This window comes from Kribbella sindirgiensis, from assembly GCF_004331435.1.
GTDB classification, from domain to species: Bacteria; Actinomycetota; Actinomycetes; order Propionibacteriales; family Kribbellaceae; genus Kribbella; species Kribbella sindirgiensis.
In genome coordinates, this window is sequence record NZ_SJKA01000010.1 from 94,860 (window position 1) to 120,402 (window position 25,543).

A 25,543-nucleotide genomic window follows, 5' to 3' on the forward strand; every position below is an offset into this window, starting at 1 on the left:
GGCATATCCTGGCTTGACCTTGACCCTGGGGGCAAGGTTTAGCGTCGGGGTGAAGGAGGCGGGATGCGAATCAGCGATCTGGCGGCCGAGGCCGGTGTGACGGTCAAGGCGGTGCGGTACTACGAGGCGCAGGGACTGCTCAAGCCGCGCCGGGAGGCCAACGGGTACCGGTCGTACGAGCCGGACGACGTGGTCGTGGTGCGTGAGGTGAAGGCGTTGCTGAGCCTCGGGCTGACCGCGGAGCAGACGTACCCGTTCATCGAGTGCCTGCGGGCCGGGAACGCACGCGCGGACGTGTGCCCCGCGTCGCTGACGGCGTACCGGAGCCGGATCGAGGAAGTGGACCGGCGGATCGCCGAACTGACCGATCTGCGGGCGCGGCTGACCGACCTCCTGACCGATGCCGAATCCTGGAGGACGAACGATGGCCGACCTGCTGAGTGTGGATGAGAACACCTTCGACGAGCTGGTACTGCGCTCCGCGAAGCCCGTACTGGTGGACTTCTGGGCGCAGTGGTGCCCGCCGTGCCACCAGATCGCCCCGGTCCTCGCCCAGATCGGTGCCGAGCGCAACGATCAGCTGACCGTGCTGAAGCTGAACTCCGACGAGAACCCGGCGATCGCCGCCCGCTACCGGGTGATGGCGCTGCCCACGCTGATCCTGTTCCACCGTGGCGAGATGATCTGGTCCGTCGTCGGCGCCCGCCCGAAGGCCAAACTCCTGAAGGACATCGACGAGGCGCTGCTGACCGCGGTCGGCTAGTTCGCGCTGCAGAGCTCCACCAGTACGCCCTGCGGGCCGGCGATGTAGGCGATCGTGCCCCAGGCGGCGTCGGTCGGTTCGAGCGCGATCTTGCCTCCGCGGCCGCGGATCTCCTCGACGTCGGCGCGTACGTCGTCGCTGCTGAAGTGCAGCAGGGTCCCGCCGTGCGCGCCGAAGTCGTCGACCATCGCGCCGGTGTGCAGCGCGATCGTCATCGCACCGGCCTTCACCTCGGCGTACCCGTCGCCGGCGTCGCCGCAGATTTCCAGACCGAGGACTCCGGTGAAGAAGTCGGCGATCTCCTGGTTCTTCGCGCGGCTGTCCGTCAGTAGGCCGAGGTGGTCGAGGCGGAGGTTCATCGTCGGGCTCCCTGAAGATTGACGACTTGCTGTCTAGGATGCTAGCAATATAGCCATGGTGGAGGCTAGCGGCAAGAAGGTGCAGTTCAACGTGTATCTGCCGCCGGAGCTGGTGCGGCGGGTGAAGCACAAGGCGATCGACGACGGGGCGAGTCTGTCCGCGCTCGTCGAGCAGGCGCTGGGGGAGTATCTCGACAAGCATGGGGAGGCGCGAGGATGAGCACAGTGATCAGGCCGTTGCGGTTCACGGCGGACGTCGAGGCGATGCGGGCGTTCCTGGAGACGCTGGGGCTGCGGTCGCGGATCGAGTCCGAGCGCGGGGGATGGGTCGACATGGTGGCCGGTCGCGGGATGGTCGCGTTGCACGACGCGGCGTCGAGTTCCACGGGCGGGCAGCCGGGCCAGACGACGTTGTCGTTCGAGGCGGACAAGCTCGACGAGTTGAAGGATCGGCTGGAGCAGGTGGGGTTCGTCGACGCGACGGTGTTCGACGAGGCATATGGCCGGGTGTTGTCGGTCAGCGGTCCTGAGGGTGTGGTGATCTGGGTCGACGAGCGCAACGACGACCTGTACGGGTACAAGCTGCACAACGCCAGCCCGGACGATCGCTGGTCGGTCACGCCGTACCTGACCGGAGCGGACGAGGCGCCCTGGCAGCGGTTCCTCGGCGCGATCGGTGTGCGGGAGGCGGTCCGCTTCGGGCCGGCGGCCGGAGACTTCGCCGTACGGCTCGACCTGACCACGTCCGAGGACCTCGACGACGTGCAGGCCCGCGCCGGCGGATCGCGGACCGAATCCGGTCTGGAGATCGAGGACCCGGACGGCCGGCTCGTGGTGGTGCACGGATGATCGTCGTACGTCGTGCCGCGCCGGACGATGTCGACGCGATCAGGCACATCGGCCTCACGACCTGGCCGGTGGCCTATGCCGGGCTGGTGTCCGACGAGTTCATCGCCGACGGCCTCGCCCAGTGGTGGTCGACGCAGGTCGTCGAGTACGGCATCAAGAACGGCATCACGCTGGTTGCGGTCGACGGCGACGAACTCGTCGGCATGACCGGGCTCGGCCGCGAGGACGACTTCTGGGTGATGTGGAAGCTCTACGTGCTGCCCGATCATCAGGGCAAAGGCGTCGGAAAGGCCCTCCTGGACGCGGCGATCGCGGCCTTGCCGGAAGGTACGCCGGAACTCCTGCTGGACGTGCTCGTCGCGAACGAGCAGGCGATCGGCTTCTACCGCTCACAAGGGTTCACCGAGTCAGAGCGGACGCCCGACCGGGACCTCGGTGTCGAATTGATGTGGATGAGTCTTGACCTCGACCGGACCTGAACGTGCAGGATGCGCCACATGACAACAGGGCGTCTGCGCGACGATCCGGATTTCCGGCGGTACTGGCTGGCTCGTGCGCTGTCGATCACCGGGTCGATGGTGACGGCGATCGCGTTGCCGGTGCTCGTCTACCGGCTGAGTGGGTCGACGGTGCTGACCGCGGTGGTGACCGCGCTGGAGTCCGCGCCGTACCTGCTGACCGGTCTGTTCGCCGGCGCGCTGGCCGACCGCTGGAACCGGCGGCGCACGATGGTGACCGCGGACGCCGTCAACGCGGTGCTGGTCGGGTCGGTGCCGGTCGCGCATCTGCTCGGCGTGCTCACCGTCGTCCAGGTGCTGATCGTCGCGTTCACCGTGCAGGCCGTCTACACGTTCTTCGACGGCGCGAACTTCGGCGCGCTGCCCGTCCTTGTCGGCCGTGCCCGAGTGGCGCAGGCGAACTCCGCGGTCTGGACGGCGTCCAGCCTGATCGAGTTGCTCGTCCCGCCGGCCACCGGTCTGCTCCTCGCCGTCCTCGATCCGGCCAGTCTGCTCACGCTCGATGCGCTCAGCTTCGCGGCGTCCGCGTTCGCGGTCCGCGGGATCGTGCGGGCGATGTCGGAGTCCCGCGACGGGCAGCCGCCGCTGCGGCCGAAGGTGATCCTGAACGACATCGGTGACGGTCTGCGCTTCCTGGTCCGGCACGCCGGGGTGCGCACGATGACGATCATCGGCAGCGTGCAGTCGTTCGCCGGCGGCGGGTTCATGGCGCTGATCGTGGTGTGGTGCGACCGCGTCCTGGACATCGGTACGTCGGGACTCCGCTTCGGGCTGGTCTGGGGCGTGTGGGGGATCGGCGGACTGATCGCTGCGCTCAGCCTCCCGCGGCTGCTGAAGCGGATGCCGCCGGCGGCGATCACGCTGTACGCGTTGCCGGTGTCGGCGCTGCTCGGTGTGCTCTCGCCGTTGTCGCCGAACTGGATCGTGGCCTCGCTGGCGTTGCTGGTCTGGGGCTCGGCGTACGTGCTGGTGATCGTGAACGCGGTGTCGTACCGGCAGCAGGTCACGCCGGAGAACCTGCTCGGCCGGGTCAACACAGCGGGCCGGATGCTGTCCTGGGGGGTCGGGTGGACGCTCGGGTCGGTCGTCGGCGGGTTGCTCGGCAACGCGTTGGGGCCGCGGACCGGGATGGTGCTGATGGGGTTGTTCGGTTGCGCCGGCGTGGTCTTCGCCTGGACGTCTCCGCTGCGGTCGGCGGACCTGCAGCACTCATCAACCGCCGACGTCCAGTAGGCGGCACGCTCAGGAGGCGTCCGCTGGGGTTGGCGGAGCCGGGTTGATGAGTGGTGGGCGTCCGGAATCGGCGCGGTCTGCAACCCATTGCATGCCTGCGGCGTGATCATCCGCTAAGTTCTGCGCGTGGGCGTACGGGTTCTCGGTCCTCGTGACCTCGCGGCGGCGCGCGCGGTCATCGCCCGTGATCCGGTGGTGAACGTGTTCGTGGACAGCCTGGTGCAGGCGTCCGGACTCGACCCGCGGCGCGGTGCGGAGGTCTGGGGGTACGTCGAGAACGGCGCGCTCGAGGCCCTGTGCCACGCGGGCGGGAACATGGTGCCGGTCGGCGCCGGCGACGCGGCGCTCCGGGCGTTCGCGGCGTACGCGATGCGCCGGGGGCGGAACTGTTTCCAGATCCTCGGGCCGGCCCGCGCGGTCGACCAGTTGTGGCAGATTCTCGAGCCGCACTGGGGACCGGCCCGTGAGGTGCGCGACGACCAGCCGTTCATGGTGATCGAAGGGCCGCCGGGGATCGCGCCGGATCCGCTCGTCCGCGCGGTGGAGCCGGTCGAGCTGCCGATCCTGTACCCGGCGTGCGTGGCGATGTACACCGAGGAGGTCGGCGTACCGCCGCAGACCGGGCCGGACGGGACGTTCTACCGGTCGCGGGTCGCGGAGCTGATCCGGGCCGGGCGTGCGTTCGCGCGGATCGAGGACGGGCGGGTCGTGTTCAAGGCCGAGGTCGGTTCGGTCGGAACGGGTGTGTGCCAGATCCAGGGCGTGTGGGTGGATCCGGAGTACCGCGGCCGCGGGCTGGCCGCGCCCGGGATGGCGGCGGTGGTCGAGCTGGCCCGGCAGATCGCCCCGGTCGTGACGCTGTACGTGAACGCCTTCAACCTGCCGGCGCGGGCGGCGTACGAGCGGGTCGGGTTCCGGACGATCGAGACGTTCGCGACGATCCTGTTCTGATCCGGCTCTGTTCTTACCGTCGGGTAAGCTCCGGCGCATGTCGCGGAGCAAGAGCACCACCGGCTTGGCCGTTCTGTTCGGCGTTCTCGGCACTCTGCATTTCGTGAAGCCGGAGCCGTTCGAGCAGATCGTGCCGAAACCGCTGCCCCGGAAGAAAGAGCTCGTGTACCTGTCCGGGGCGGCGGAGCTGGCCTGCGCGGCCGGACTGCTGCACCCGCGGACCCGGCGGCTCGCCGGACTGGCCGGCGCCGGGCTGCTGGTCGCGGTCTTCCCGGCGAACGTCCAGATGGCCGCCGACCTGCGGAAGAAGGGGTCCCGGACGGCGCTGACGATCGCGTACGCGCGGTTGCCGATGCAGATCCCGTTGATCCGCTGGGCGCTGAAGGCCGCCCGCGAGTCGCGCTGACCCTGTGGACAACGTGGTGGGAGCAGGTCCGGCGGGCAGATATCCTCTGTGACGTCCTGTTTTTCGATTTTGCACGCTTGGAGACTCCCGTGATTTTGCGTATGTCGTCGTTGTTCCTCCGCACCCTTCGCGAGGACCCGGCGGACGCGGAGGTCCCGAGCCACAAGCTGCTCGTCCGCGCCGGCTACATCCGGCGGGCCGCGCCCGGTATCTACACCTGGCTGCCGCTCGGCCTGCGGGTGCTGCGGAACGTCGAGCGGATCGTCCGTGAGGAGATGGACGCGATCGGAGCGCAGGAGCTGGTGTTCCCGGCGCTGCTGCCCCGCGAGCCCTACGAGGCCACCGGCCGCTGGACGGAGTACGGGCCGAACATCTTCCGGCTGAAGGACCGCAAGGGCGCCGACATGCTGCTCGGCCCCACGCACGAGGAGATGTTCACCCTGGTCGTGAAGGACCTGTACTCGTCGTACAAGGACCTTCCCCTGTCGATCTACCAGATCCAGAACAAGTACCGCGACGAGGCGCGGCCGCGGGCCGGGGTGCTGCGCGGACGCGAGTTCGTGATGAAGGACTCGTACTCCTTCGACGTCGACGACGAGGGTCTCGCCGCGTCGTACGAGAAGCACCGCGAGGCGTACATCAAGATCTTCGACCGGCTCGGCTTCGACTACGTGATCGTGCAGGCGATGTCCGGCGCGATGGGTGGCTCGCGGTCCGAGGAGTTCCTGGCGATCGCGGAGAACGGCGAGGACACCTTCGTCCGTTCCCCGGGCGGGTACGCCGCCAACGTCGAGGCGGTCGTGGTGCCGCAGTCACCCGCGATCGACGCCTCCGGCGTACCGGCCGCCGAGGTCGTGGACACCCCGGACACGCCGACCATCGACACGCTCGTGGAGGCGATGAACGCCAAGCACGCGCGTACCGACGGCCGCGAGTGGACCGCCGCGGACACGTTGAAGAACGTGCTCGTGATGCTGGTGCACCCGGACGGCGCCCGCGAGCCGCTCGCGATCGGCGTCCCCGGCGACCGCGCGATCGACGAGAAGCGGCTCGGCGCGCAGGTCGAGCCGGCCGAGGTGGTCGCCTTCGAGGAGGCCGACTTCGAGAAGTACCCGTCGCTCGCGAAGGGCTACATCGGCCCGGGCGTGCTCGGCAAGGACAACACCTCCGGCATCCGGTACCTGCTCGACCCGCGCGTGGCCGAGGGGTCCGCGTGGGTGACCGGTGCGGACAAGTCCGGGTTCCACGTCGTCAACCTGGTGCACGGCCGGGACTTCACCGCGGACGGGACGATCCAGGCCGCCGAGGTCCGCGACGGCGACCAGGCACCCGACGGTTCGGGTGTGCTGGCGACCGCGCGCGGGATCGAGATGGGCCACATCTTCCAGCTCGGCCGCAAGTACGCCGACGCGCTCGACCTCAAGGTCCTCGACCAGAACGGCAAGCTCGTCACGGTCACCATGGGTTCGTACGGCGTCGGCGTGACCCGCGCGGTGGCCGCGATCGCCGAGGGCAACCACGACGAGCTCGGCCTGGTCTGGCCGCGGGAGATCGCGCCGGCCGACGTCCACCTGGTGGCCACCGGCAAGGACAAGGAGCTGTTCGCGAAGGCCGCCGAGCTGGCCGCGGAGCTGGAGTCCCGGGGCCTGACGGTGATCTACGACGACCGCGAGAAGGTGTCGCCCGGCGTGAAGTTCAAGGACGCCGAGCTGATCGGCGTACCGACCATCGCCGTGGTCGGCAAGGGCCTCGCCGACGGCACGATCGAGGTCAAGGACCGCCGTACCGGCGACCGTGCGGACGTCCCGGTCGCGGACGTCGTCGACCACCTGGTCGCCGCGGTCCGCGGCTGACCGATCGGCTCATCCGGCCCCGTTCCCCTCGCAGGGGGCGGGGCCGGATTGTTTTTCTTCGGCAGGTGATGTCGAGGACCGTCGATCGGCTCCGATCCCGGGGTGTGACGCCTGAGGGGGCGTCCGGGAGTTAGGGAGTTGGCGATGACGGAATCTGTAGTGGCCCAGGGCGGGCTTGACGAGTTGCGTGCGGCCGTCGTGGGGGAGGTGCTCACGGACGGGGACGCCGGCTACCCGGAGGCCGGGCGGGTGATGACGGCCGTGGGGCGGCCGCGGGTGGTGGTGCGGTGCGCGGGCGTGAACGACGTGGTGACGGCGTTGAAGTACGCCGAGACGCACGACCTCCCGATCGCGGTCCGCAGCGGCGGGCACCACTCGGCCGGGTTCGGCACGAACGACGGCGGCGTCGTGATCGACGTACGGCCGATGGACGAGGTCAGGGTGCTGCCGGACGACGTCGTGCGGATCGGCACCGGCGCCACCTGGGGACGGGTCGCCGCGCGGCTCGGCAAGGTCGGCCTGGCGATCTCGTCCGGCGACACGGCGAGCGTCGGTGTCGGCGGGTTGATGGCGGGCGGCGGCATCGGCTGGATGGTCCGCAAGCACGGGCTGGCGATCGACAACGTGGTCTCCGCGGAGGTGGTCACCGCGGACGGTTCGGTCCGCCGGGTCGACGCCGCCACGGAACCGGAGTTGTTCTGGGGCCTCCGTGGCGCCGCGGGCAGCCTCGGCGTGGTCACGTCGTACGACATCACGGCCGTACGGCAACCGACGGTGCACTTCGGCACGCTGCTGTACCCGTGGATGCACGCGGCGCAGGTGCTGGAGGGCTGGGCGGAGTACATGACGACCGCGCCCGAGGAGCTCACGTCGTCCTTGCAGTTGGCGCCGACCATGATGGCTGACGGCCAGGTGCCGGTCGCGATCGCGGTGTGTGTCGCCGGAGACGTCGCGCGGCGCGACGAGGTCCTGGAGCCGCTGCGGCAGCTCGGGTCCTTGCTCACCGACAACGTGACCGAGGTCCCGTACGCCGACGTGTTCACGGCGATGGAGATGCCCGCGGACTGGCGGCCCAGGATCCGCAACGGCTTCTTCAACGAACTGCCGGCCGACCAGTTGCTCGCCGCGCGCCGGCGGATCCCGGGGATGGCGATGGAGATCCGCGCACTCGGCGGTGCGTACGGCGCGATGCCGGCGGACGCGACTGCGTTCGCGCACCGGGACGCGCGGTTCATGGTCAACTCGGTGCTGATGGGAACGCCCGAACAGCAGGGCACCCAGCAGCCCAAGGACTTCGACGCGCTGTGGAAGGCGCTCGAGCCGAACGGCGCCTACCTGAACTTCCTGTCGAACCCGACCGACGCCGATCTGGACAGCTGCTTCCCGGAGCAGCACCGCACCAGGCTGGCCGCCCTGAAGCAGTCGGTCGATCCGGGGCACGTGTTCCGCGGACCGCTGAGCGTGCCGCCGCGCCCGGAATGGACCGGCGGCCGCCGTCACCTGATGAGGTGGGCGATGCGGTCGCGGAGGTAGTTCTGCTCGGCCGTGTTCCGGGTCCGCTCCAGTGCCGCCAGGTAGTTGGAGCGGGCCAGGTCCGTGCGGCCGGCGAGCTCGTGGAGATGGGCGAGGACCGACAGCCGGCGGTGGTGGTCGCCGAGGTACCGGTCGCCGGCGAGACCTTCGACGATCGCGATCCCGGCGTCCGGGCCTTCGGTCATCGCGACGGCGACCGCGGACCCGAGCGTCACCATCGGGCTCGGGTCGATCTTCTCGAGGATCCGGTAGAGGCCGGCGATCTGTTCCCAGTCGGTGGTCTCGACCGAGTCGGCCTCGCTGTGCACGGCCGCGATCGCCGCCTCCAGTTGGTACGGGCCGACGGCTCCGGAGCGCAGTGTCTCCTCGACCAGCTGCGTGCCTTCGGCGATCTCCCCGGCGTACCAGCGGGATCGGTCCTGTCGGTCGGCGGGGACGAGGTTGCCGCCGGGCCCGGTGCGTGCGTCCCGGCGGGCGTGGGTGAGGATCATCAGCGCCAGCAGCCCGGTCACCTCACCCGGTCCGTTGACGGCCTGGTGGAGCAGTCGCGTGATCCGCAACGCCTCCTCGGCCAGATCCACGCGCTGCAACGAGTCGCCGGCGCTGGCCGTGTGCCCCTCGTTGAAGATCAGGTAGAGCACCTGCAGTACGGCGCGCATCCGTACGTCGTACTCAGCGGCCGTCGGCAGCTCGAACCGGGCGTCCTTGAGTTGTCGCTTCGCGCGGCTGATGCGTTGCGCAACGGTGGTCTCGCTGACGAGCAGAGCGGCCGCGACCTCGGCCGTGGTCAGGCCGCCCACCGACCGCAACGTCAGCGCGATCTGCGACGCGGGCGTCAGCTCCGGGTGACAGCACAGCACCAGCAGCCGAACCGTGTCGTCGGCGTCCTCGTGGTAGTCCTCGGGGTCGTACTGTTCGGCCGGCGCGCGCAGATAGTCGTTCAGCTCGCGCTGCCGGCGTGCGTTGTCCCGCCGCCAGCCGTCCATCATCCGCCGCGCTGCGACGCTGATCAGCCAGCCGATCGGCTGCTCGGGTACGCCGTTCGCGCGCCACTGCACGAACGCTTCGAGCAGGGCCTCCTGCACCGCGTCCTCGCACTGGTCGAACACGCCGTACCGCCGGACCAGCGCGGCCAGCGCACGCGGCGCCGCCGCCCGGATCGCCGCCTCGAGTTCACTCACTACTCGGCGAGCTCCGCCAGGAAATCGTCCTGGTCGAGCCGGATCTCCCGCAGCTGGACGCGCCGGAACTGCGCCAGCGGGATCAGCGCCGCGATCTCCAGTGCCCGCTCCACCGACGCGCAGTTCAGCACCATCGCGCCCGCCAGGTACTCCTTCGTCTCCAGGAACGGCCGGTCGGAGATCACCGGCGTACCGGCGACCAGTTGGACGTCCTTCTCCTCGCCGGGCTCGTTCAGCCCGAGGACCGACACCAGCTCACCGCTCTTCAGCAGGTCGCGGGCGAGCGTCGCGACGTGCTCCCGCCCACCGGACATCTCCACCAGTTGATGCTCGGTGAATCCTTTGAGCGCCTCGAGATTGTTGTGGATCAGCAGTAGAAACTTCACCCCGCCATTCTCCCGGACGAGGTGTCAGAGCCAAGGTGTCAGGGGCGTACCCAGACGGTCCACCGCTCCACGCGCAGATAGCCCAGGCGCTGGTACACGGGCTGGCCGTCGTCGGACGCGATCAGGACCGCCGGCTGATCCGGGTACGCCGTGGTGGCTGCCCACGTGACGGCTGCGCCGGCGCCGCGACCGCGGGCCGCGGGCATGACGGCGACGTTCTCGACGACGGTGAGGCCGGCCGCGCTGTGCGCCGTCGCGGTGGCCAGCGGTACGTCGCCGTCGTACCCGACCCAGACCGCCGAGCCGTCGAGGAAGGAGGGCACGTAGACGGCGCCGGCCCGGAACGGCTGCAGCTCCGGCAGCGGGTAGCCCTCGACGAGCACCCGCTCGGCGTCGGCCAGTCCGTCGGCGTCCGTCACCTGGCGGACTGCGAGATCGGTCGCCGGGGGAGTGGTCGTGATCTGCGGGAGCCGGAGCATCAGCGGCGGGTGCCCGGCCAGCGCGAGTCCCGACCCGCGTAGGTCGCCGGCCGGCCAGGCGCTGACGAACAGGTACGGCGCGTCGCCGGGCAGCTCCCGCGCGACCTCGGCGACGATCCCGGCCGGGTCGACAGGCTGCTTCGGCACGACCCAGTTCGTCAGCGCACCGCGCTCACCGAGGATCCCGCCGGCCCACGTGTCGCTCTCGTACCAGGGTTTGCCGGCCCGGCGGGCGGCATCGACCGCCCAGGACGCGTGCACGAGCACCGCCTGGCGGATCAGCGAATCGGCCGGCGCGAGGTCCGGCTCCCAGCCGGTGGCGAGGGTCTCACCCTCCGGCGGCAGGATCGAGGACGCCATGGGCTCACTGTCGCACCGCAAACGTGGTTTGTCTCTCACTCGACGGCGTAAGGGTTGAGCCGTACTACGCCCTTACCGGATCATCGGGGCGTGAGGACTTGCCGCTGTGCCTGATGTCTCGTTGCTGACGTTGCTGTTGCTGGTGATCGCCGCCTTCGCGGCCGGCTGGATCGATGCGGTGGTCGGCGGTGGCGGGTTGCTGCAACTGCCCGCGATGCTGCTCGGACTGCCGAACGCATCGCCGGCGCAGATCCTGTCCACCAACAAGATCTCGTCGTTGTTCGGTACGGCGACCAGCGCGGTCACGTTCGGTGTGAAGGTGCGTCCGGACCGTAAAACCGTGCTGCCGATGGCGATCCTGGCCGGGCTCGGCGCCGCCGCCGGCGCACTGGTGGCGACCAGGATCCCGATGTCGTGGTTCAAGCCGATCGTGCTGGTCCTGCTCGTCGCGGTCGCGATCTACACCGCGATGAAACCGTCCCTCGGCGCCCGGACCGCGCTGCGGTTCGACGGCCGCGACCACTACCTCGCGGCCAGTGGCGTCGGCGTACTGATCGGGTTCTACGACGGCGCGGTCGGACCGGGGACCGGGTCGTTCCTGATCTTCGCGCTGGTCGGTCTGCTCGGGTACAACTTCCTGCAGGCGAGCGCGAAGGCGAAGATCGCCAACGTGGCCACGAATCTGGGCGCGATCGCGGTGTTCGCGCTCAGCGGCGCACCGCTGTGGCGGCTCGGTCTGATCATGGGGGCCGCCAACATGCTCGGCGGCCTGCTCGGCGCCCGGACGGCGGTCGCGCGCGGCAGCAAGTTCGTGCGGGTGATCTTCCTGGTCGTGGTCTCGGCGCTGATCCTGCGCCTCGCGTACGACGTCTTCTTCGCCTGAGCCTGCGTCGGTACCGTAGGCGGTGGGGGAAGTGGGGACCATGCAACGGGACAACGTCGCTCTGTGGTCGTTCATCGGGTTGGTTGCGTTCGGGCTGGCGGCCGTGCTCGCGGCGAGCCGTCGCCGCGGCGGGGCGTGGCTGAATCCTTCGAACGCCGACGGGCCGCTCTGGGTGCCGGCCGCCCCGGCGGCCGTGCTGCTCGCGTTGTCGACGCCGCTGGCGATCTGGGCCGGTTTCACGACGATGTACGACCTGGCGTACTCGGATCCCCAGTTCGACGCGCCCGCCTTCCTGCTCCAACCCATACCGGGCCTGCTGGTCGCCATCGCGGCTGTTCGCTGTGCCCACACGGTCCGCAAGGAGGCACGTGACAGGCCCAGCGGCCGCACCTTCGCGCGCTCCACGACCATCCTCGCGTACGCCGCCGCCGTCCTGGCAGTGCTAGCGGCCCTCCTCTCCTTCGCGGTGATGCTCGGCCAAGACGGATAACCTCGCAGCATGGTCGACTACAACGGTCGGATGGGCAGTGTGTACGTCGCGGGCCGAGGACATTCCGTTGCCTGAGGCATCGGTTGACGCGGTGCTGATGTTCCTGTCGACGTTCGAGCATCTTCCGGCGGACGAGATCGAGGCCGGGTTCGCCAGGTTCGCCGCGGACGCGGAGCGGGACCCCGATCGGGCGATGCCGGTCTACCCGGCGACGACGCTCGTCCTCACGCGTCCCAGCTGACCCGCAACGCCGACGGCTTCCGGAAGACCAGGCCGCGCGGCGGAGGCGAGTCCGCGGCCAGCCGGAGCCCGGGGAGTTTCAGTACCGCCTCCAGGGCGACGAGCGTTTCGAGGCGGGTCAGGTGCATACCGAGACAGATGTGCGGTCCGCTGGCGAAGGCGAGGTGGCGACGGGCGTTGGCCCGCCGTACGTCGAAGTCGTCCGGCGACTCGAACACCTCGGGATCGCGACCCGCGCCCGCGAGTGACACGGTGACCATGTCGCCGCGACGGATCGGCCGGCCCGCGAGCTCGAGGTCGCGGGTCGCGTAGCGGTCGACGACGGCCGCGGCCGGTTCGAGGCGGAGCGACTCCTCCATCGCGTTCGGCAGCAGCGACGGGTCGGCCAGCACCAGATCGAGCTGGTCGCGATGCGTCAGGAGGTGCCAGAGCGCGTTGGTGATCATGCCCTCGGTGGTCTCGATCCCGCCGAACATCAGGACGGCGGCGTTCGCGACGACTTCGTCCACGCCGAGCCCCGCGTGCGCGGCCGCGGCGACCAGGGAGTCCGACGAGTCGATGCCCGCGGCAACATGTTTGTGCAGCTCGGCGAACGCCGCCGCGCCCTCGACGGTCACCGGACGCCCGGCCGAGACACCGGACACGGACTCGGAGATCGCCGTGTACCACTCGAGCACCGTCGACGCCGACGCCGGTGGAAGCCCGAGCGAGAGCGCTACGACCGCCACGGACAACGGCCCCGCCAGCCCCGTGCGGAGATCAGCAGGTTGTTCGAGAGCAGCCATCAGTCCGTCGACGGTTTGCTGGACCGGGCCGGTGAAGCGGCGGCGGGTCTCGGCCAGGCCGAACGGCGACTCGAACGGATCGCGATGCGCCTTGTGCGGGTTCCCGTCCAGGGACAGCATCGACGGGCCGACCACCTGCGCGGTCGAGAACCGCGGATCGTCGACCGTGAACGTCTCCGGATCGCGCAGCACGGTGATCGCGAGCGCGCGCGAACTGACGACCCAGCTGTTCAGCGCCTCCACCCACCCGACCGGACGGATCTGCGCGAGGGCCGGATGCGGGTCGGCTGTGAGCTCTTCGACGGTCACCACAGGATCAGCCTAGGTGTAATACCATTGACCCAACTGGTATTGCTGAGACAGATCGATTTCAAACGACTCAGGAGCCCTCCGGGTTACGGATCTCTCAGCTAAGCCCTCTAGGGTGTGGCCCATGTCTGAGCATTTGGTGCTGCTGCCTGCCGTCGATGTGGCGGACGGGCAGGCGGTCCGTCTGGTGCAGGGCGAGGCCGGCAGCGAGACGTCGTACGGCGATCCGCTGGCGGCGGCGATGGCGTGGCAGGACGCCGGGGCGGAGTGGATCCACCTGGTCGACCTCGACGCCGCGTTCGGTCGCGGCAGCAACCGTGAGCTGCTCGCCGAGGTGACCGGCAAGCTCGACGTCCAGGTCGAACTGTCCGGCGGCATCCGCGACGACGACTCGCTCGAAGCCGCGCTGGCCACCGGTGCGCGCCGGGTGAACATCGGCACCGCCGCGCTCGAGGACCCGGAGTGGTGCGACCGGATCATCCAGCAGTACGGCGACCGCGTCGCGATCGGGCTCGACGTCCGCGGCCGCACGCTGGCCGCCCGCGGCTGGACCAAGGAAGGCGGCGACCTGTACGAGGTGCTCGCCCGGCTGGAGACCGCCGGCTGCGAGCGCTACGTGGTCACCGACGTCACCAAGGACGGCATGCTCCAGGGCCCGAACCTGGACCTGTACCGCGACCTGTGCGCGCGCACCGACAAGCCGGTCATCGCGTCCGGCGGCGTCTCGAGCCTCGACGACCTGCGCGCCCTCAGCACGCTGGTCGCGGACGGCGTCGAAGGCGTCATCGTCGGCAAGGCGCTGTACGCCGGCGCGTTCACCCTGACCGAGGCACTCGAGCTCACGCGTGGAGGCGACAAGTGAGTCTGGCCGACAAGCTCAAGGACAAGAAGGTCCTGGTCACCGGCGTCACCGGCTTCGTCGGTGAGGCGCTGCTGCACCGGATCATCGGCGAGCTCCCCGGCACCACCGTGGCCGCGATCATCCGCCCGAAGGGCTCGCTGACCGGCGCTGACCGGATGGCGCAGCTGCTCCGCAAGGACATCTTCAAGCCGTTCTACGGTGAGGGAACGGAGTACGCCGACGCCGAGGCACTGTCCGCGGCCCGGATCCATGTCATCGACGGCGACCTGGCCGACGTGCCGGAGCTGCCGAAGGATCTCGACATCGTCGTGCACTGCGCCGGCGACGTCAGCTTCGACCCGCCGATCCACGAGGCGTTCACGACCAACGTGCTCGGTACCAAGAGCCTGCTGGAGCGGATCGTCGAGACCGGGCAGCCGGTCCACTACGTGCACATCTCCACCGCCTACACCGCCGGCCGCCGGCGCGGCGCGATCCCGGAGGCCCCGGTCGACCACTTCGTCGACTGGCGGATCGAGGCCGAGGCCGGGATGGCGATGAAGTCCCGGATCGAGGAGCAGTCCCGGTCCGCGCCGATGCTGGCCAAGTTCCGCAAGGAGGCCGAGAAGCTGCACCGGCGCGCCGGTCACCTGACGGCGGCGGCCGACACCGAGCGTCGGCGTACCGAATGGGTCGCGAAGCGGCTCGTCGAGACCGGTACCGAGCGCGCCCGCAGCCTCGGCTGGACCGACTGCTACACGTTCACCAAGGCGCTCGGCGAGCGCGTCGTCGAGGAGTTCTCGGGCAAGCTGCCGACGTCGATCGTCCGGCCCGCCATCATCGAGTCCGCGGTGCAGAGCCCGCACCCGGGCTGGATCGAGGGCTTCAAGATGGCCGAGCCGCTGATCCTGGCCTACGGCCGCGGCGAGCTGCCCGAGTTCCCGGCCTCGCCGGACTCGGTGATCGAGATCATCCCGGTCGACCACGTCGTCGGCGCGATCTGCGCGGTGATGGCGACCGAGCCCGAACTGAGCAAGCCGGAGTACTACCACATCGGCTCCGGCGCCCGGAACCCGCTGACGTTCGAGCAGCTGTACGCCGGCGTTCGCGCGTACTTCTCCAAGCACCCGTTCGACCTCGGCGAGCGCGGCGCGGTCCGGCTGCCGGTCTGGAAGTTCCCCGGCGGCGACTCGGTCGAGACGATGCTCAGGTACGGCGAGCGCGCGCACAAGATCGCCGACAAGATCATCACCACCATCCCGCGCGGTGAGCGGACCCGGAAGTACGCCCGCGAGCTCGACGTCCAGAAGCGCCGCCTCGACTTCCTGCGCCGCTACATGGACCTGTACTCCGAGTACGCGCAGGCCGAGCTGCAGTTCATCGACGACAACGTGCTCGCGCTGCACAACGCGCTCGAAGGCGACGACAAGGAGAAGTTCGCCTGCGACACCGCGGTCGTCGACTGGCAGTACTACCTGCAGGAGCTGCACTGCCCGAGTGTCACCGAGTCGATGCGCCGGCTCGACGTCGTCCGCAAGAAGCGGAACAAGGCGCTCGCCGAGTCGGCCGGCGTGCTGAAGAAGGTCGAGCCCTCCGAGGCGAAGGTGGTCGCGGCGTTCGACATGGACGGCACGCTGCTGTCGTCGAACGTGATCGAGACCTACCTGTGGATGCGGCTGCCCGAACTGGACGGCCCGCAGCGCGCGAACGAGATCGGCGCGATGCTGCGCAAGCTCCCGAAGCTGATCGCCGCCGAGCGCAAGGACCGCGGCACGTTCCTCCGCACGATCTACCGCCGCTACGCCGGCGCGGATCTGGAGGAGCTGAACCAGATCGTCGACGAGATCCTCGCCGAGCACGTGCTGGAACGTTTGAGCGGCGCCGCCGTACGGCGGATTCGCGAGCACCGCGCCGCGGGGCACAAGACGATCCTGATCACCGGCGCCGTCCGGCCGCTGACCCGGCCGCTGGAGCCGCTGTTCGACGAGATCGTCGCCGCCGAGCTGGCCGTCGACGACCGCGGTCGCTGCACCGGCTTCCTGTCCGGCCCGCCGCTGGTCGGTGAATCGCGCGCCGCGTGGCTCAAGCACCACGCGCGGCAGACCAACATCGACCTGTCCAAGTCGTACGCCTACGCCGACAGCCACTCGGACCTCCCGATGCTGTCGGTCGTCGGCAACCCGGTCGCGGTCTCGCCGGACGTGTCGCTGTTCCGGGCCGCCCGGGCCGCGCGCTGGCAGATCGTCGACTGGAAGACCTCGTCCACGCCTTCTCGTCTGGAGCTCCCTGGGGTGAACGCTCGATGATGCTCGCTCTCGAGATGTACCGGTCGCCGGCGAAGTACCTGGCGGCCAAGGCGGTCGGCGGCCGCATCCCCGGCATCCTGACCGGACCGGCCGCGCCGCTGCGCCTCGTCACCATCAACGAGCCGAAGGCCGAGCGGGACGGCTGGGCACGGATCCGGCCGATCCTGTCCGGTATCTGCGGCTCGGACCTCGGCATGGTCACCGGCGCCACCAAGCTGTACTTCTCCGCGGTCGTGTCGATGCCGTTCGTCCCCGGCCACGAGATCGTCGGCGAACTGCTCGACGACTGCGAAGACCTGCCGAAGGGCACCCGCGTCGTCATGGACAGCGTCCTGACCTGCGCGGCGCGCGGCGTCGAACCGTGCGAAGGCTGCGTCACCGGCAACACCAACCGCTGCGACCGCATCACGGTCGGCCACGTCGCGCCGGGCCTGCAGACCGGGTTCTGCCGGGACACCGGCGGCGGCTGGGGCAACCTGATGGTCGCCCACCGCAGCCAGCTGTACGCCGTACCGGACGGGATGTCCGACGAACGCGCCGTACTGGTCGAGCCGCTGGCGGGCGCGGTGCACGCCGCCCTGCGCGCCAAGGTCGAGCCGGGACAGTCCGTGCTCGTCAGCGGCGCCGGTGCGGTCGGGCTGTTCGCGACACTCGCCCTGCGCGAGCTGACGCAGGCCGGGCGGATCACCGTGGTGGCCAAGCACGCGAAGCAGCGAGAGCTGGCCCGCGCGTTCGGCGCGAGCGACGTCGTGGCACCCGACGAGGTGTTCCGCGGCGTCCGGCGGGCGACCGGCGCGTTCCGGCTGAAGCAGGACTTCAGCGGCGGCGAGTTCCTGCTCGGCGGTGTCGACGTCGCCGTCGACGCGGTCGGCAGCAAGGACTCCATCGACACCGTGCTGCGCGTCACCAAGGCCGGCGGCCGCGTCGTACTGTCCGGGATGCCGGCCAGCGGCGCCGACCTGTCGCCCGTGTGGTTCCGCGAACTCGAGGTCACCGGCACGTACGCCTCCGCGCGGGAGGAGCCGAACGGCCGCCCCGCGTTCGAGACCGCTCTGGAACTCGCCGGCCGCGCCCCGCTCGACGGGATCGTCGGGGCCCGCTACCCGTTGTACCGCTGGCGCGAAGCGCTCGACCATGCGCACTCCGCCGGCCGACTGGGAACGGTCAAGGTTGCTTTCGATGTGAGGGCCTCATGAGGGCCGTGACGACGCAGTACGTACGACGAGAGAGGTTCTGACATGTCTCGGCCAGGATTCGTGCTTGAGGTGGACGACCGCACGCCGCCGCTGCTCGTACACAACGGTGAGGGCTTCCTGCTGGAGCGGTTCCCGCAAGGCACCCGGGTGGTGTACCCGCCCGAGGCGCTGCCGCCGGTCCGGGACGTCGACGAGGCGATCCAGAACGCGCTGCTGAACCCGATCGACTCCGAGCCGCTGCCGGAGCTGCTGCGCGCCGGGATGCGGCTGACGATCGCGTTCGACGACATCTCGCTGCCGCTGCCCCCGATGAAGAAGCCGGACATCCGGCAGCGTGTCATCGAGGCCGTCCTCGAGCTCGCCGCGCAGGCCGGTGTCGACGACGTCGAGCTGATCTCCGCCAACGCGCTGCACCGCCGGCTCACCCCGAACGAGCTGCGCGAGATCGTCGGCGAACGCGTCTTCCGCTCGTTCTTCCCCGACGGCAAGCTCTACAACTTCGACGCCGAGGACCGCGACAACCTCACCCACCTGGGCCAGACCCGGCACGGCGAGGACGTCGAGATCTCCAAGCGGGCCGCCGAATCCGACCTGCTCGTCTACGTGAACGTGAACCTCGTCGCGATGGACGGCGGCCACAAGTCCACGTCGATCGGACTGGCGTCGTACAAGTCGCTCAAGCACCACCACAACAGCCACACGATGATCCACTCGCGGTCCTTCATGGACCACAAGGCCTCGAAGATGCACCACTCCGCCTGGCGGATGGGCGAGGTGCTGACCAGCCACGTCAAGGTCTTCCAGATCGAGACCACGCTGAACAACGACATCTTCGGCGGGCCGCTCGAGTTCCTGCAGAAGCGCGAATGGGAATGGTCCATCAAGGACCAGGCATCCTTCCTCGCCACCAAGCGCGGGCTCGACGTCGCGCCGGCCAAGCTGCGGCACAAGATCTTCACCGACACCCGGTCGAACTACGGCCTCACCGGGATCAACGCCGGCGCGATCGAGCCGGTGCACGAGAAGACCATCGAGGCCGTGCATCGCCAGCACCTGGTCGAGGTACAGGGCCAGTCCGACGTCGCGATCATGGGCGTGCCGTTCGTCGGCCCCTACAACGTGAACTCGGTGATGAACCCGATCCTCGCCGCCTGCATGGGCCTCGGGTACTACTTCAACTCGTACCGCGGCAACCCCGTCGTCCGCAAGGACGGCGCCGTCATCCTGTACCACCCGGTCGACTACGAGTTCAGCCAGCTGCACCACCCGTCGTACGTCGACTTCTTCGAGGAAGTGCTCTCGGAGTCGACCGACCCGGCGACGATCGAGGCCAAGTTCGAGAAGCAGTACGCCGAAGACCCGTGGTACATCCACCTGTACCGGACGTCGTACGCCTACCACGGCGTACACCCGTTCTACATGTGGTACTGGATCTCCCACGCCCTCGACCACTGCGGCGACATCGTCTGGGTCGGCGCCAACCGCAAGACCGTCGAGCGGATGGGCTTCCGGTCCGCGTCGACCCTGTCCGACGCGCTCGAGATGGTCAGCCACTCCGTCGGCCGGTCGCCGTCGATCACGTACCTGCACAACCCGCCGCACCTGCTCGCGGACGTGCGCTGATGGGCACCAGTCTGGTCAAGTTCGGCAAGGACACCGCGCGCGACGTCAAGCAGGTCGCGCGCGGCTGGCGCTGGGGCCGCCGGCCGCAAGTACCGCGATCCGCCGAGCCGTACGTCATTCCCAAGGAGACCACGGTCTTCCCGACGAAATGGGCCCGGACGCCGGCCGCGATCGCGGTCCGCGACCTGATCCAGAAAGGCCCGCTCAACGCGGTCCTCAACTTCGAGGTCAGCCCGCAGGTCAGCGGACTCGACTCGCTGCTCAAGCTCGACGGCCCCGCGATCATCGTCGCGAACCACTCGTCGCACCTCGACACCCCGCTGCTCCTGCTGTCACTGCCCGACGCGATGCGCCGCCGTACCGCCTTCGCAGCCGCCGCCGACTACTTCTTCGACACCTGGTGGCGGGCCGCCGGGTCGGCGATCGTGTTCAACACGTTCCCGATCGAACGCCGCGGCGGCAAGATGAGTGCCACCCCCGGCGACCTGCTCGCCGACGGCTGGAACGTCGTCGTCTTCCCGGAGGGCACCCGTTCGCCGGACGGCTGGGTGCAGCGGTTCCGGATGGGCGCGGCGTACCTCGCCGTCGAACACGACGTACCGATCATCCCCGTCGGCATCAAAGGCTCCTTCGCCGCCATGCCCCGCGGCCGCGGCTGGCCCATCCCCGGCCGCCCCGCCGTCCACGTCCGGTACGGCGACCCGCTCCGCCCCGCTGCCGGCGAAAGCGCCCGCGACTTCGCACCCCGGATCGCCGCCGCCGTCTCGGCGCTCCTCGACGAAGAATCCACCACCTGGTACGAATCCCGCCGCCGCGCCGCCATCGGAGCCTCCCCCTCCCAAACCGGCCCCGAAGCAGCCCGCTGGCGCCGAGTCTGGGAATCCACCCGCCCCATGAGATCCACCGACAACCGCCGCCGCGCCTGGAAGTAGCCGGCAGATGTACGGCGGGGCAGGCAAGGTGCTGTCCCGCCTATCACCCCTGGGGCGTCGCTCGCAGGTGAGTGGTGTGGGCCCTCAGCCTGCATGACGACCGGTCCCGCGCTTGGCCGCCGCGTACACTGCCTGCAGGGAAGTGCATTCTCTAGGAGGAACTTCATGGGACTCACCCTGCTGCTGATCGCGCTCGTCGGCGCCGCCCTGATCCACCTCCTCCGCCCGCGCCCAACTCCGGTCCTGGTAGCCGTCCGGCGCGACGGCAAGCTCGTTCAACTCCCAAGCGACCGGCTCACAAACGACGCGTAGAGAGCAGCCGGCCGCACAACTGCCTTCCCACTCCCTGCGTCGTGCGTCCTCGCCCGTCATCCGCCCCGGTACGCTTGGCCCCGTGAGTCTTGCCGTGCGGGTGATTCCCTGTCTGGACGTCGACGCCGGCCGGGTGGTGAAGGGCGTCAACTTCGCCGACCTCCGCGACGCGGGTGATCCGGTCGAGATGGCGCAGGTGTACGACGCGGAGGGCGCCGACGAGCTGACCTTCCTCGACATCACCGCCTCCTCGGGATCCCGCGAGACGACGTACGACGTGGTTCGCCGTACCGCCGAGCAGGTGTTCATCCCTTTGACCGTCGGCGGCGGGGTCCGCGAGGTCGGTGACGTGGACCGGCTGCTCCGGGCCGGTGCGGACAAGGTCGGGATCAACACCGGCGCGATCGCGCGCCCCGACGTGATCCGCGAGATCGCGCACCGCTTCGGCAACCAGGTCCTGGTGCTGTCCCTCGACGTACGCCGGGCCGCCGACCAGCCGAGTGGGTTCGAGGTCACGACCCACGGCGGCCGGAAGTCGGCTGGGCTGGACGCGATCGAGTGGGCGCAGCGCGGTTGTGAACTCGGTGCGGGGGAGATCCTGCTGAACTCGATGGACGCCGACGGGACCAAGCAGGGGTTCGACCTCGAGCTGATCCAGGCGGTCCGCGCGGTGGTCGACGTACCGCTGATCGCCAGCGGGGGAGCGGGCGCGCCGGAACACTTCCCGCCCGCGGTCGAGGCCGGCGCGGACGCCGTACTCGCCGCCAGCGTCTTCCACTTCGGCGACTTCCGCGTCGCCGACGTGAAGAAGGCCCTCCGCGACGCCGGAATCGTGGTCCGATGAGCACACCCGCCGACGTCGAGCACCCGAACCCGCAATCCACGCCGACCGAGCACTCGGAGCGGATGGTTGCGGCGATCGAGCAGGAGCTGTCGGCGCTGTTCCGCCGGTCACGGTCGGCCTCGCTGCGGCTCGCCCGGCGCGTGCACCCGGAGATGGACGCGGCCGGATACGCGCTGATCTCCCAGATCGAGATGGGCACCGGCAACAGCGCCGGCGTACGGGCGTCGGACGTCGCGCAGGTGCTCGGCCTCGACAAGTCCACCGTCAGCCGCGGTATCACCCAGCTCGAGAACCTCGGCCTGATCGAACGCGTCGGCGACCCCGACGACGGCCGCGCCCGCCTGCTCCGCCTCACCACCACCGGCGCCGAACGCTACGAGGCGATGCGCACCCAACGCCAGACCGAGTTCCGCGCCATCCTCGACCGCTGGAACCCCACCGACCTCGCTGACCTCGGCCGCCTGCTCGGCCGCCTCAACGCCGACCTCGGCTGAGCTCTCACCACCCGTCACCACTTATCCACAGCTTGCGCATATGGTTGTGGAAACCAACTATCCCTGTATATAGTTGGGTTATGCAACTAGCTCAGCAACCCCTCGTCCCGGGGGTAGAGCGGGATGCGGCCGCGCAGGAGCTGCTCGAAGGAGTCAGTTCGCTGGTGCGGGCCGTGCGGTGTATCGAGCATCGGCACCTCGCCGGTGACGGCGGGCTGCGCCGTTCCGACGCGAGTGTGCTCAAGGTGCTGATGAAGGACGGCGAGCAGCGCGGCGGCGAGATCGCCGGGAAGCTCGGCGTCGACGCGTCGGTGGTGAGCCGGCAGCTGACCGCGCTGGAGGCCGACGGACTGGTGAGCCGTCGACCGGACCCGGCCGATGCCCGCGTGGGGCTGGTCAGCCTCTCGTCCCAGGGCAAGGCCCAGCTCGAGGCGCTCTATTCGTCCTACACCCGGCAACTGAGAACCGCCTTGGCGGACCTCGACGACGACGCGCTGACCGCGGCCGCTGCCACCATGCAGCGCGTCGCAGTCGCCATCACCGAGGCCAACAAGGTCGTGAGGCAACACCCCAAGACGGGAGACTGATGACTGTCACCGAGACCCGGCGCCAACTGCCCAGCGCGCCGGAACTCACCCACCGCGAGATCCTCGAGATCCTGATCGGGCTGCTCGCCGCGCTGTTCACGGCGATGCTGAGCTCGACGATCGTCAGCAATGCGCTGCCGACGATCATCGCGGACCTCGAGGGCTCCCAGACGCAGTACACCTGGGTCCTCACCGCGAGCCTGCTGGCCACCACGGTGTCCACCCCGATCTGGGGCAAGCTCTCGGACCTGATGAGCAAGAAACTGCTCGTCCAGCTCGCGATCTCGATCTTCGTGATCGGGTCGGCGCTGGCCGGCCTGTCCCACAACGTACCGTTCCTGATCGGCGCCCGGGTGCTGCAGGGCCTCGCGATGGGCGGTCTGATGGCGCTCGCCCAGGCCATCATCGGCGCCGCGATCCCACCCCGGTCCCGCGGCCGGTACTCCGGCTACATGGGCGCCGTGATGGCCGTCGCGACCGTCAGCGGCCCGCTGATCGGCGGCGTCATCGTCGACACCTCGTGGCTCGGCTGGCGCTGGTGCTTCTACGTCTGCGTCCCGCTGGCCGTGGTCAGCCTGGTGATCCTGCAGAAGTACCTGCACCTGCCGGTACTGAAGCGTGAGGTCCGGATCGACTACCTCGGCGCGGTGCTGATCAGCATCACGGCGAGCCTGCCGCTGCTGTGGGTCACCTTCGCCGGCTCGGACTTCGCCTGGATGTCCTGGCAGTCCGCGCTGTTCGTCGGCGGCACCCTGCTGTTCGGTTTCCTCGCCGTCCTGGTGGAGAACCGCGTCGCCGAGCCGCTCGTCCCGCTCAAGGTCGTCCGGGAACGGACCACCGCGCTGGCCATCGTCGCCAGCCTCGCGGTCGGCGTCGCGATGTTCGGCAGCGCGCTGTTCCTCGGCCAGTACTTCCAGATCGCCCGCGGCTACAGCCCCACCGAGGCCGGCCTGCTGACGATCCCGATGATGCTCGGCTCGTTCGTCGGCTCGGCGGGCTCCGGCCAGCTGATCACCCGCTACGGCAAATGGAAGCGGTACCTCGTATCGGGCGGCGTACTGTTGCTCGGTGGACTCCTCGTCCTCGGCACGATCGACCACACGTCGCCGTACTGGTTCGTCGGGCTCGGCATGCTGGCCCTCGGTCTCGGCACCGGTATGACGATGCAGAACCTGGTGCTCGCCGTCCAGAACACCGTCGACGTCACCCAGATCGGCGCCTCCTCCGCGACCGTCGCGTTCTTCCGCAGCCTCGGCGGTGCGGTCGGCGTCTCGGCCCTCGGCGCGGTGCTCGCCGCCCGGGTCAAGGACCTGATCGTCGCCGGCGTTCTCGCCGGCCCGAACGGACCCGAAGCAGCCCGCAAACTGCAGGAGGGCGGCGGTACGAGCCTGCTCGACGTCAACCACCTGCCGCCGCAGCTGGCCGAACTCGTCCGGCACGCGTACGGCGACGCGACCGGCCGGATCTTCCTGATCGCCGCCGCCTGCGCCGTGGTCAGCCTGATCGCGGTCGTGTTCATCAAGGAGGTCCCGCTCCGCACCACCGTCGCCAAGGTCGACGTCGCGGACGACCTCTAAAGCTCGGGCGGCTCCAGGCCGGTCAGTTCGCGGGTGCGGATGATCGGCGAGCCGACCAGCCACAGTACGGCGAGCAGGCCGCCGGCGGCGGAGACGAGGAGAGTCTCGCGGACACCGATCCAGGTGCCGAGGAACCCTCCGACGACCGCGCCGAGCGGCCTGATCCCGTAGTTGATACTGCTGAACGCGCCCGCGACCCGGCTGCGCATGTGGTCGTGAGTGACGGCCGCCTGCAACGAGTTCAGCGGTACGTCGAAACACATCACCGCGAACGCCCCGACAAACTCAGCCACCGCGAGCGCCAACGCCTTCACCCAGGTCGGCCCGTCCGCGAGCGCGGCGATCGCGATCGAGCCCGGGAAGATGACCGCCCCGGCCGCGATCACCGGACCGGCGCCGAACCGCTTGCTCAACGGGGACGCAGTGACGGCGCCCAGTAGGCCGCCGGACGCCCCGACGCCGAAGGCGACACCGATGACGCCCGCCGACAGATCGAGGCTCCGGCTCGCGAACAGCACGAGCAGCGCCATGCTCATCAGGTTGAAGAAGTTCACCGTCGTCGCGCAGCCCAGGCTGCGGCTGAGGTACGGGTGCTTGAACACGTACCGCATCCCCGCCGCCGCCCGTCGCAGCAGCGGCTCGCCCGACTCCTCCGACGCCCCGGGCTCGACCTTCAGCCGGCTGATCTGGACGGCCGAGAACACGAACGTGAGCGCGTCGACGACGATCGCGACCGGTGCGGTCAACCACTGCACCAGCAGACCGCCGACAGCCGGTCCGCCCATGAACGAGATCGAGCGGGTCGCCGACAGCTTGCTGTTCGCCTCGAGGTACTGATCGCGGTCGACCAGCCGGACGAAGAACGACACATACGCGGTGGTGAAGACGACATGAGCCGTGCCGGCCAGGATCGCGATCGCATACAGGTGGCCGAGGGCCAGCAGATCGAACCAGTAGGCGACCGGCAGCGAGAGCAACACCAAGCAGCGGGCCAGATCGGCGGCGATCATCAGCGGGCGCTTGTCGCGGCGACCGTCGACCCAGGTGCCGATGAACAGTGACGCGAGGTTCGGGAGCCAGACCGCCGCGGTCAGGAAGCCGACCTGGCTGGGGGAGGCGTCCAGCATCGTGACCGCGATCAGCGGCAACGCGAGCTCGGTGATCCGGTCCCCGAACTCGGACACACCCTGCGCGGACCAGAACGTCCGGAACCGTCGATCCCGCCAAAGGCTCGTGGCGGCGAGCGTCTTCAT

General features: G+C 69.6%; 29 protein-coding genes. 23 read left to right on the forward strand and 6 right to left on the reverse strand.

The annotated features are described in order from the left end of the window. Positions 1–63: 63 nt before the first annotated feature. The gene (locus tag E0H50_RS26700) at positions 64–450 is read left to right on the forward strand and encodes a MerR family transcriptional regulator (RefSeq protein ID WP_131293269.1); all 387 of its coding nucleotides are present in this window, start codon (positions 64–66) and stop codon (positions 448–450) included. Beyond that, entirely contained in the window at positions 425–763 is a 339-nt protein-coding gene (gene trxA, locus E0H50_RS26705; protein WP_131293270.1) for a thioredoxin, read from the forward strand. Before E0H50_RS26700 ends, trxA begins: the two co-directional genes overlap by 26 nt. Here the strand turns inward: trxA and E0H50_RS26710 are convergent. Then, positions 760–1,122, reverse strand: a complete 363-nt coding sequence (locus tag E0H50_RS26710) for a VOC family protein (RefSeq protein ID WP_131293271.1) — start codon at positions 1,120–1,122, stop codon at positions 760–762. The genes trxA and E0H50_RS26710 overlap by 4 nt on opposite strands. 55 nt (positions 1,123–1,177) lie before the next feature. On the opposite strand from E0H50_RS26710, the gene E0H50_RS26715 reads away from it, so the two are divergent. The 8 genes from E0H50_RS26715 to E0H50_RS26750 all read left to right on the forward strand — a co-directional run bounded on the left by E0H50_RS26715 (position 1,178) and on the right by E0H50_RS26750 (position 8,465). Next, positions 1,178–1,342 (forward strand): ribbon-helix-helix domain-containing protein, encoded by a 165-nt coding sequence (locus E0H50_RS26715; protein WP_131293272.1) that lies wholly within the window; start codon positions 1,178–1,180, stop codon positions 1,340–1,342. Next, entirely contained in the window at positions 1,339–1,971 is a 633-nt protein-coding gene (locus E0H50_RS26720) for a VOC family protein (protein ID WP_131293273.1), read from the forward strand. Before E0H50_RS26715 ends, E0H50_RS26720 begins: the two co-directional genes overlap by 4 nt. Then, the gene (locus E0H50_RS26725; protein WP_131293274.1) at positions 1,968–2,450 is read left to right on the forward strand and encodes a GNAT family N-acetyltransferase; all 483 of its coding nucleotides are present in this window, start codon (positions 1,968–1,970) and stop codon (positions 2,448–2,450) included. The genes E0H50_RS26720 and E0H50_RS26725 overlap by 4 nt, the downstream gene beginning before the upstream one ends. An 18-nt stretch (positions 2,451–2,468) precedes the next feature. Then, the gene (locus E0H50_RS26730; RefSeq protein WP_165547312.1) at positions 2,469–3,722 is read left to right on the forward strand and encodes an MFS transporter; all 1,254 of its coding nucleotides are present in this window, start codon (positions 2,469–2,471) and stop codon (positions 3,720–3,722) included. Between the two features lie 126 nt (positions 3,723–3,848). After that, positions 3,849–4,673: a GNAT family N-acetyltransferase gene (locus E0H50_RS26735; protein ID WP_131293276.1), complete on the forward strand. Its 825-nt coding sequence runs from the start codon at positions 3,849–3,851 to the stop codon at positions 4,671–4,673. Between the two features lie 37 nt (positions 4,674–4,710). Further along, a complete protein-coding gene (locus E0H50_RS26740; protein ID WP_131293277.1) occupies positions 4,711–5,079 on the forward strand; it encodes a DoxX family protein in 369 nt (122 codons plus the stop codon). An 89-nt stretch (positions 5,080–5,168) separates the two neighbouring features. Further along, on the forward strand, positions 5,169–6,932 hold the full coding sequence (locus E0H50_RS26745; RefSeq protein ID WP_131293278.1) for a proline--tRNA ligase: 1,764 nt from the start codon (positions 5,169–5,171) through the stop codon (positions 6,930–6,932). Between the two features lie 144 nt (positions 6,933–7,076). Further along, on the forward strand, positions 7,077–8,465 hold the full coding sequence (locus E0H50_RS26750; protein ID WP_131293279.1) for an FAD-binding oxidoreductase: 1,389 nt from the start codon (positions 7,077–7,079) through the stop codon (positions 8,463–8,465). Here E0H50_RS26750 and E0H50_RS26755 read toward each other — a convergent pair. Genes E0H50_RS26755 through E0H50_RS26765 form a run of 3 tightly spaced genes read right to left on the reverse strand, consistent with a single transcriptional unit; the run spans position 8,429 to position 10,871 of the window. Beyond that, positions 8,429–9,646 carry an RNA polymerase sigma factor gene (locus tag E0H50_RS26755; RefSeq protein WP_131293280.1) on the reverse strand — a complete coding sequence of 406 codons (1,218 nt, stop codon included), beginning with the start codon at positions 9,644–9,646 and terminating at the stop codon, positions 8,429–8,431. The genes E0H50_RS26750 and E0H50_RS26755 overlap by 37 nt on opposite strands. Further along, the gene (locus E0H50_RS26760; protein WP_131293281.1) at positions 9,646–10,032 is read right to left on the reverse strand and encodes a YciI family protein; all 387 of its coding nucleotides are present in this window, start codon (positions 10,030–10,032) and stop codon (positions 9,646–9,648) included. The genes E0H50_RS26755 and E0H50_RS26760 overlap by 1 nt, the downstream gene beginning before the upstream one ends. 38 nt (positions 10,033–10,070) lie before the next feature. Then, complete coding sequence (locus E0H50_RS26765; protein ID WP_131293282.1) at positions 10,071–10,871, reverse strand: GNAT family N-acetyltransferase; 801 nt, start codon at positions 10,869–10,871, stop codon at positions 10,071–10,073. A 106-nt stretch (positions 10,872–10,977) separates the two neighbouring features. Between E0H50_RS26765 and E0H50_RS26770 the strand changes: the two genes are divergently transcribed. The 3 genes from E0H50_RS26770 (at position 10,978) to E0H50_RS43130 (ending at position 12,485) form a co-directional block, all read left to right on the forward strand. After that, positions 10,978–11,754 carry a sulfite exporter TauE/SafE family protein gene (locus E0H50_RS26770; RefSeq protein WP_131293283.1) on the forward strand — a complete coding sequence of 259 codons (777 nt, stop codon included), beginning with the start codon at positions 10,978–10,980 and terminating at the stop codon, positions 11,752–11,754. A 40-nt stretch (positions 11,755–11,794) separates the two neighbouring features. Beyond that, positions 11,795–12,244: a hypothetical protein gene (locus E0H50_RS26775; RefSeq protein WP_131293284.1), complete on the forward strand. Its 450-nt coding sequence runs from the start codon at positions 11,795–11,797 to the stop codon at positions 12,242–12,244. Between the two features lie 67 nt (positions 12,245–12,311). Next, on the forward strand, positions 12,312–12,485 hold the full coding sequence (locus tag E0H50_RS43130; protein ID WP_165547313.1) for a hypothetical protein: 174 nt from the start codon (positions 12,312–12,314) through the stop codon (positions 12,483–12,485). On the opposite strand, the gene E0H50_RS26780 is transcribed toward E0H50_RS43130, so the two are convergent. Further along, a complete protein-coding gene (locus tag E0H50_RS26780) occupies positions 12,469–13,581 on the reverse strand; it encodes a cytochrome P450 (protein WP_131293285.1) in 1,113 nt (370 codons plus the stop codon). The two genes, E0H50_RS43130 and E0H50_RS26780, sit on opposite strands and share 17 nt — an antisense overlap. 121 nt (positions 13,582–13,702) lie before the next feature. Here E0H50_RS26780 and priA point away from each other — a divergent pair, with 121 nt between their 5' ends. From priA to E0H50_RS26825, 10 genes are all read left to right on the forward strand, one after another. Next, positions 13,703–14,440 carry a bifunctional 1-(5-phosphoribosyl)-5-((5-phosphoribosylamino)methylideneamino)imidazole-4-carboxamide isomerase/phosphoribosylanthranilate isomerase PriA gene (priA, locus tag E0H50_RS26785; protein WP_131293286.1) on the forward strand — a complete coding sequence of 246 codons (738 nt, stop codon included), beginning with the start codon at positions 13,703–13,705 and terminating at the stop codon, positions 14,438–14,440. After that, positions 14,437–16,725 (forward strand): HAD-IB family hydrolase, encoded by a 2,289-nt coding sequence (locus E0H50_RS26790; protein WP_131293287.1) that lies wholly within the window; start codon positions 14,437–14,439, stop codon positions 16,723–16,725. Before priA ends, E0H50_RS26790 begins: the two co-directional genes overlap by 4 nt. Further along, positions 16,722–17,921: a zinc-dependent alcohol dehydrogenase gene (locus E0H50_RS26795; protein WP_131293288.1), complete on the forward strand. Its 1,200-nt coding sequence runs from the start codon at positions 16,722–16,724 to the stop codon at positions 17,919–17,921. Before E0H50_RS26790 ends, E0H50_RS26795 begins: the two co-directional genes overlap by 4 nt. A gap of 42 nt (positions 17,922–17,963) precedes the next feature. Beyond that, positions 17,964–19,544 carry an NPN-dependent hydroxyacid isomerase, LarAH14/15/16 family gene (gene larAH / locus E0H50_RS26800; protein ID WP_131293289.1) on the forward strand — a complete coding sequence of 527 codons (1,581 nt, stop codon included), beginning with the start codon at positions 17,964–17,966 and terminating at the stop codon, positions 19,542–19,544. Then, the gene (locus E0H50_RS26805) at positions 19,544–20,476 is read left to right on the forward strand and encodes a lysophospholipid acyltransferase family protein (protein ID WP_131293290.1); all 933 of its coding nucleotides are present in this window, start codon (positions 19,544–19,546) and stop codon (positions 20,474–20,476) included. Before larAH ends, E0H50_RS26805 begins: the two co-directional genes overlap by 1 nt. 165 nt (positions 20,477–20,641) lie before the next feature. Then, positions 20,642–20,788, forward strand: a complete 147-nt coding sequence (locus tag E0H50_RS43135; RefSeq protein WP_165547314.1) for a hypothetical protein — start codon at positions 20,642–20,644, stop codon at positions 20,786–20,788. Between the two features lie 82 nt (positions 20,789–20,870). Beyond that, positions 20,871–21,632: an imidazole glycerol phosphate synthase subunit HisF gene (gene hisF, locus E0H50_RS26810; RefSeq protein WP_131293291.1), complete on the forward strand. Its 762-nt coding sequence runs from the start codon at positions 20,871–20,873 to the stop codon at positions 21,630–21,632. After that, positions 21,629–22,126, forward strand: a complete 498-nt coding sequence (locus E0H50_RS26815) for a MarR family winged helix-turn-helix transcriptional regulator (RefSeq protein ID WP_131293292.1) — start codon at positions 21,629–21,631, stop codon at positions 22,124–22,126. The genes hisF and E0H50_RS26815 overlap by 4 nt, the downstream gene beginning before the upstream one ends. Before the next feature lie 80 nt (positions 22,127–22,206). After that, positions 22,207–22,713, forward strand: a complete 507-nt coding sequence (locus E0H50_RS26820) for a MarR family winged helix-turn-helix transcriptional regulator (RefSeq protein WP_131293293.1) — start codon at positions 22,207–22,209, stop codon at positions 22,711–22,713. After that, positions 22,713–24,290 (forward strand): MFS transporter, encoded by a 1,578-nt coding sequence (locus E0H50_RS26825; RefSeq protein WP_131293294.1) that lies wholly within the window; start codon positions 22,713–22,715, stop codon positions 24,288–24,290. Before E0H50_RS26820 ends, E0H50_RS26825 begins: the two co-directional genes overlap by 1 nt. Here E0H50_RS26825 and E0H50_RS26830 read toward each other — a convergent pair. Then, positions 24,287–25,543: an MFS transporter gene (locus E0H50_RS26830; RefSeq protein ID WP_131293295.1), complete on the reverse strand. Its 1,257-nt coding sequence runs from the start codon at positions 25,541–25,543 to the stop codon at positions 24,287–24,289. The genes E0H50_RS26825 and E0H50_RS26830 overlap by 4 nt on opposite strands.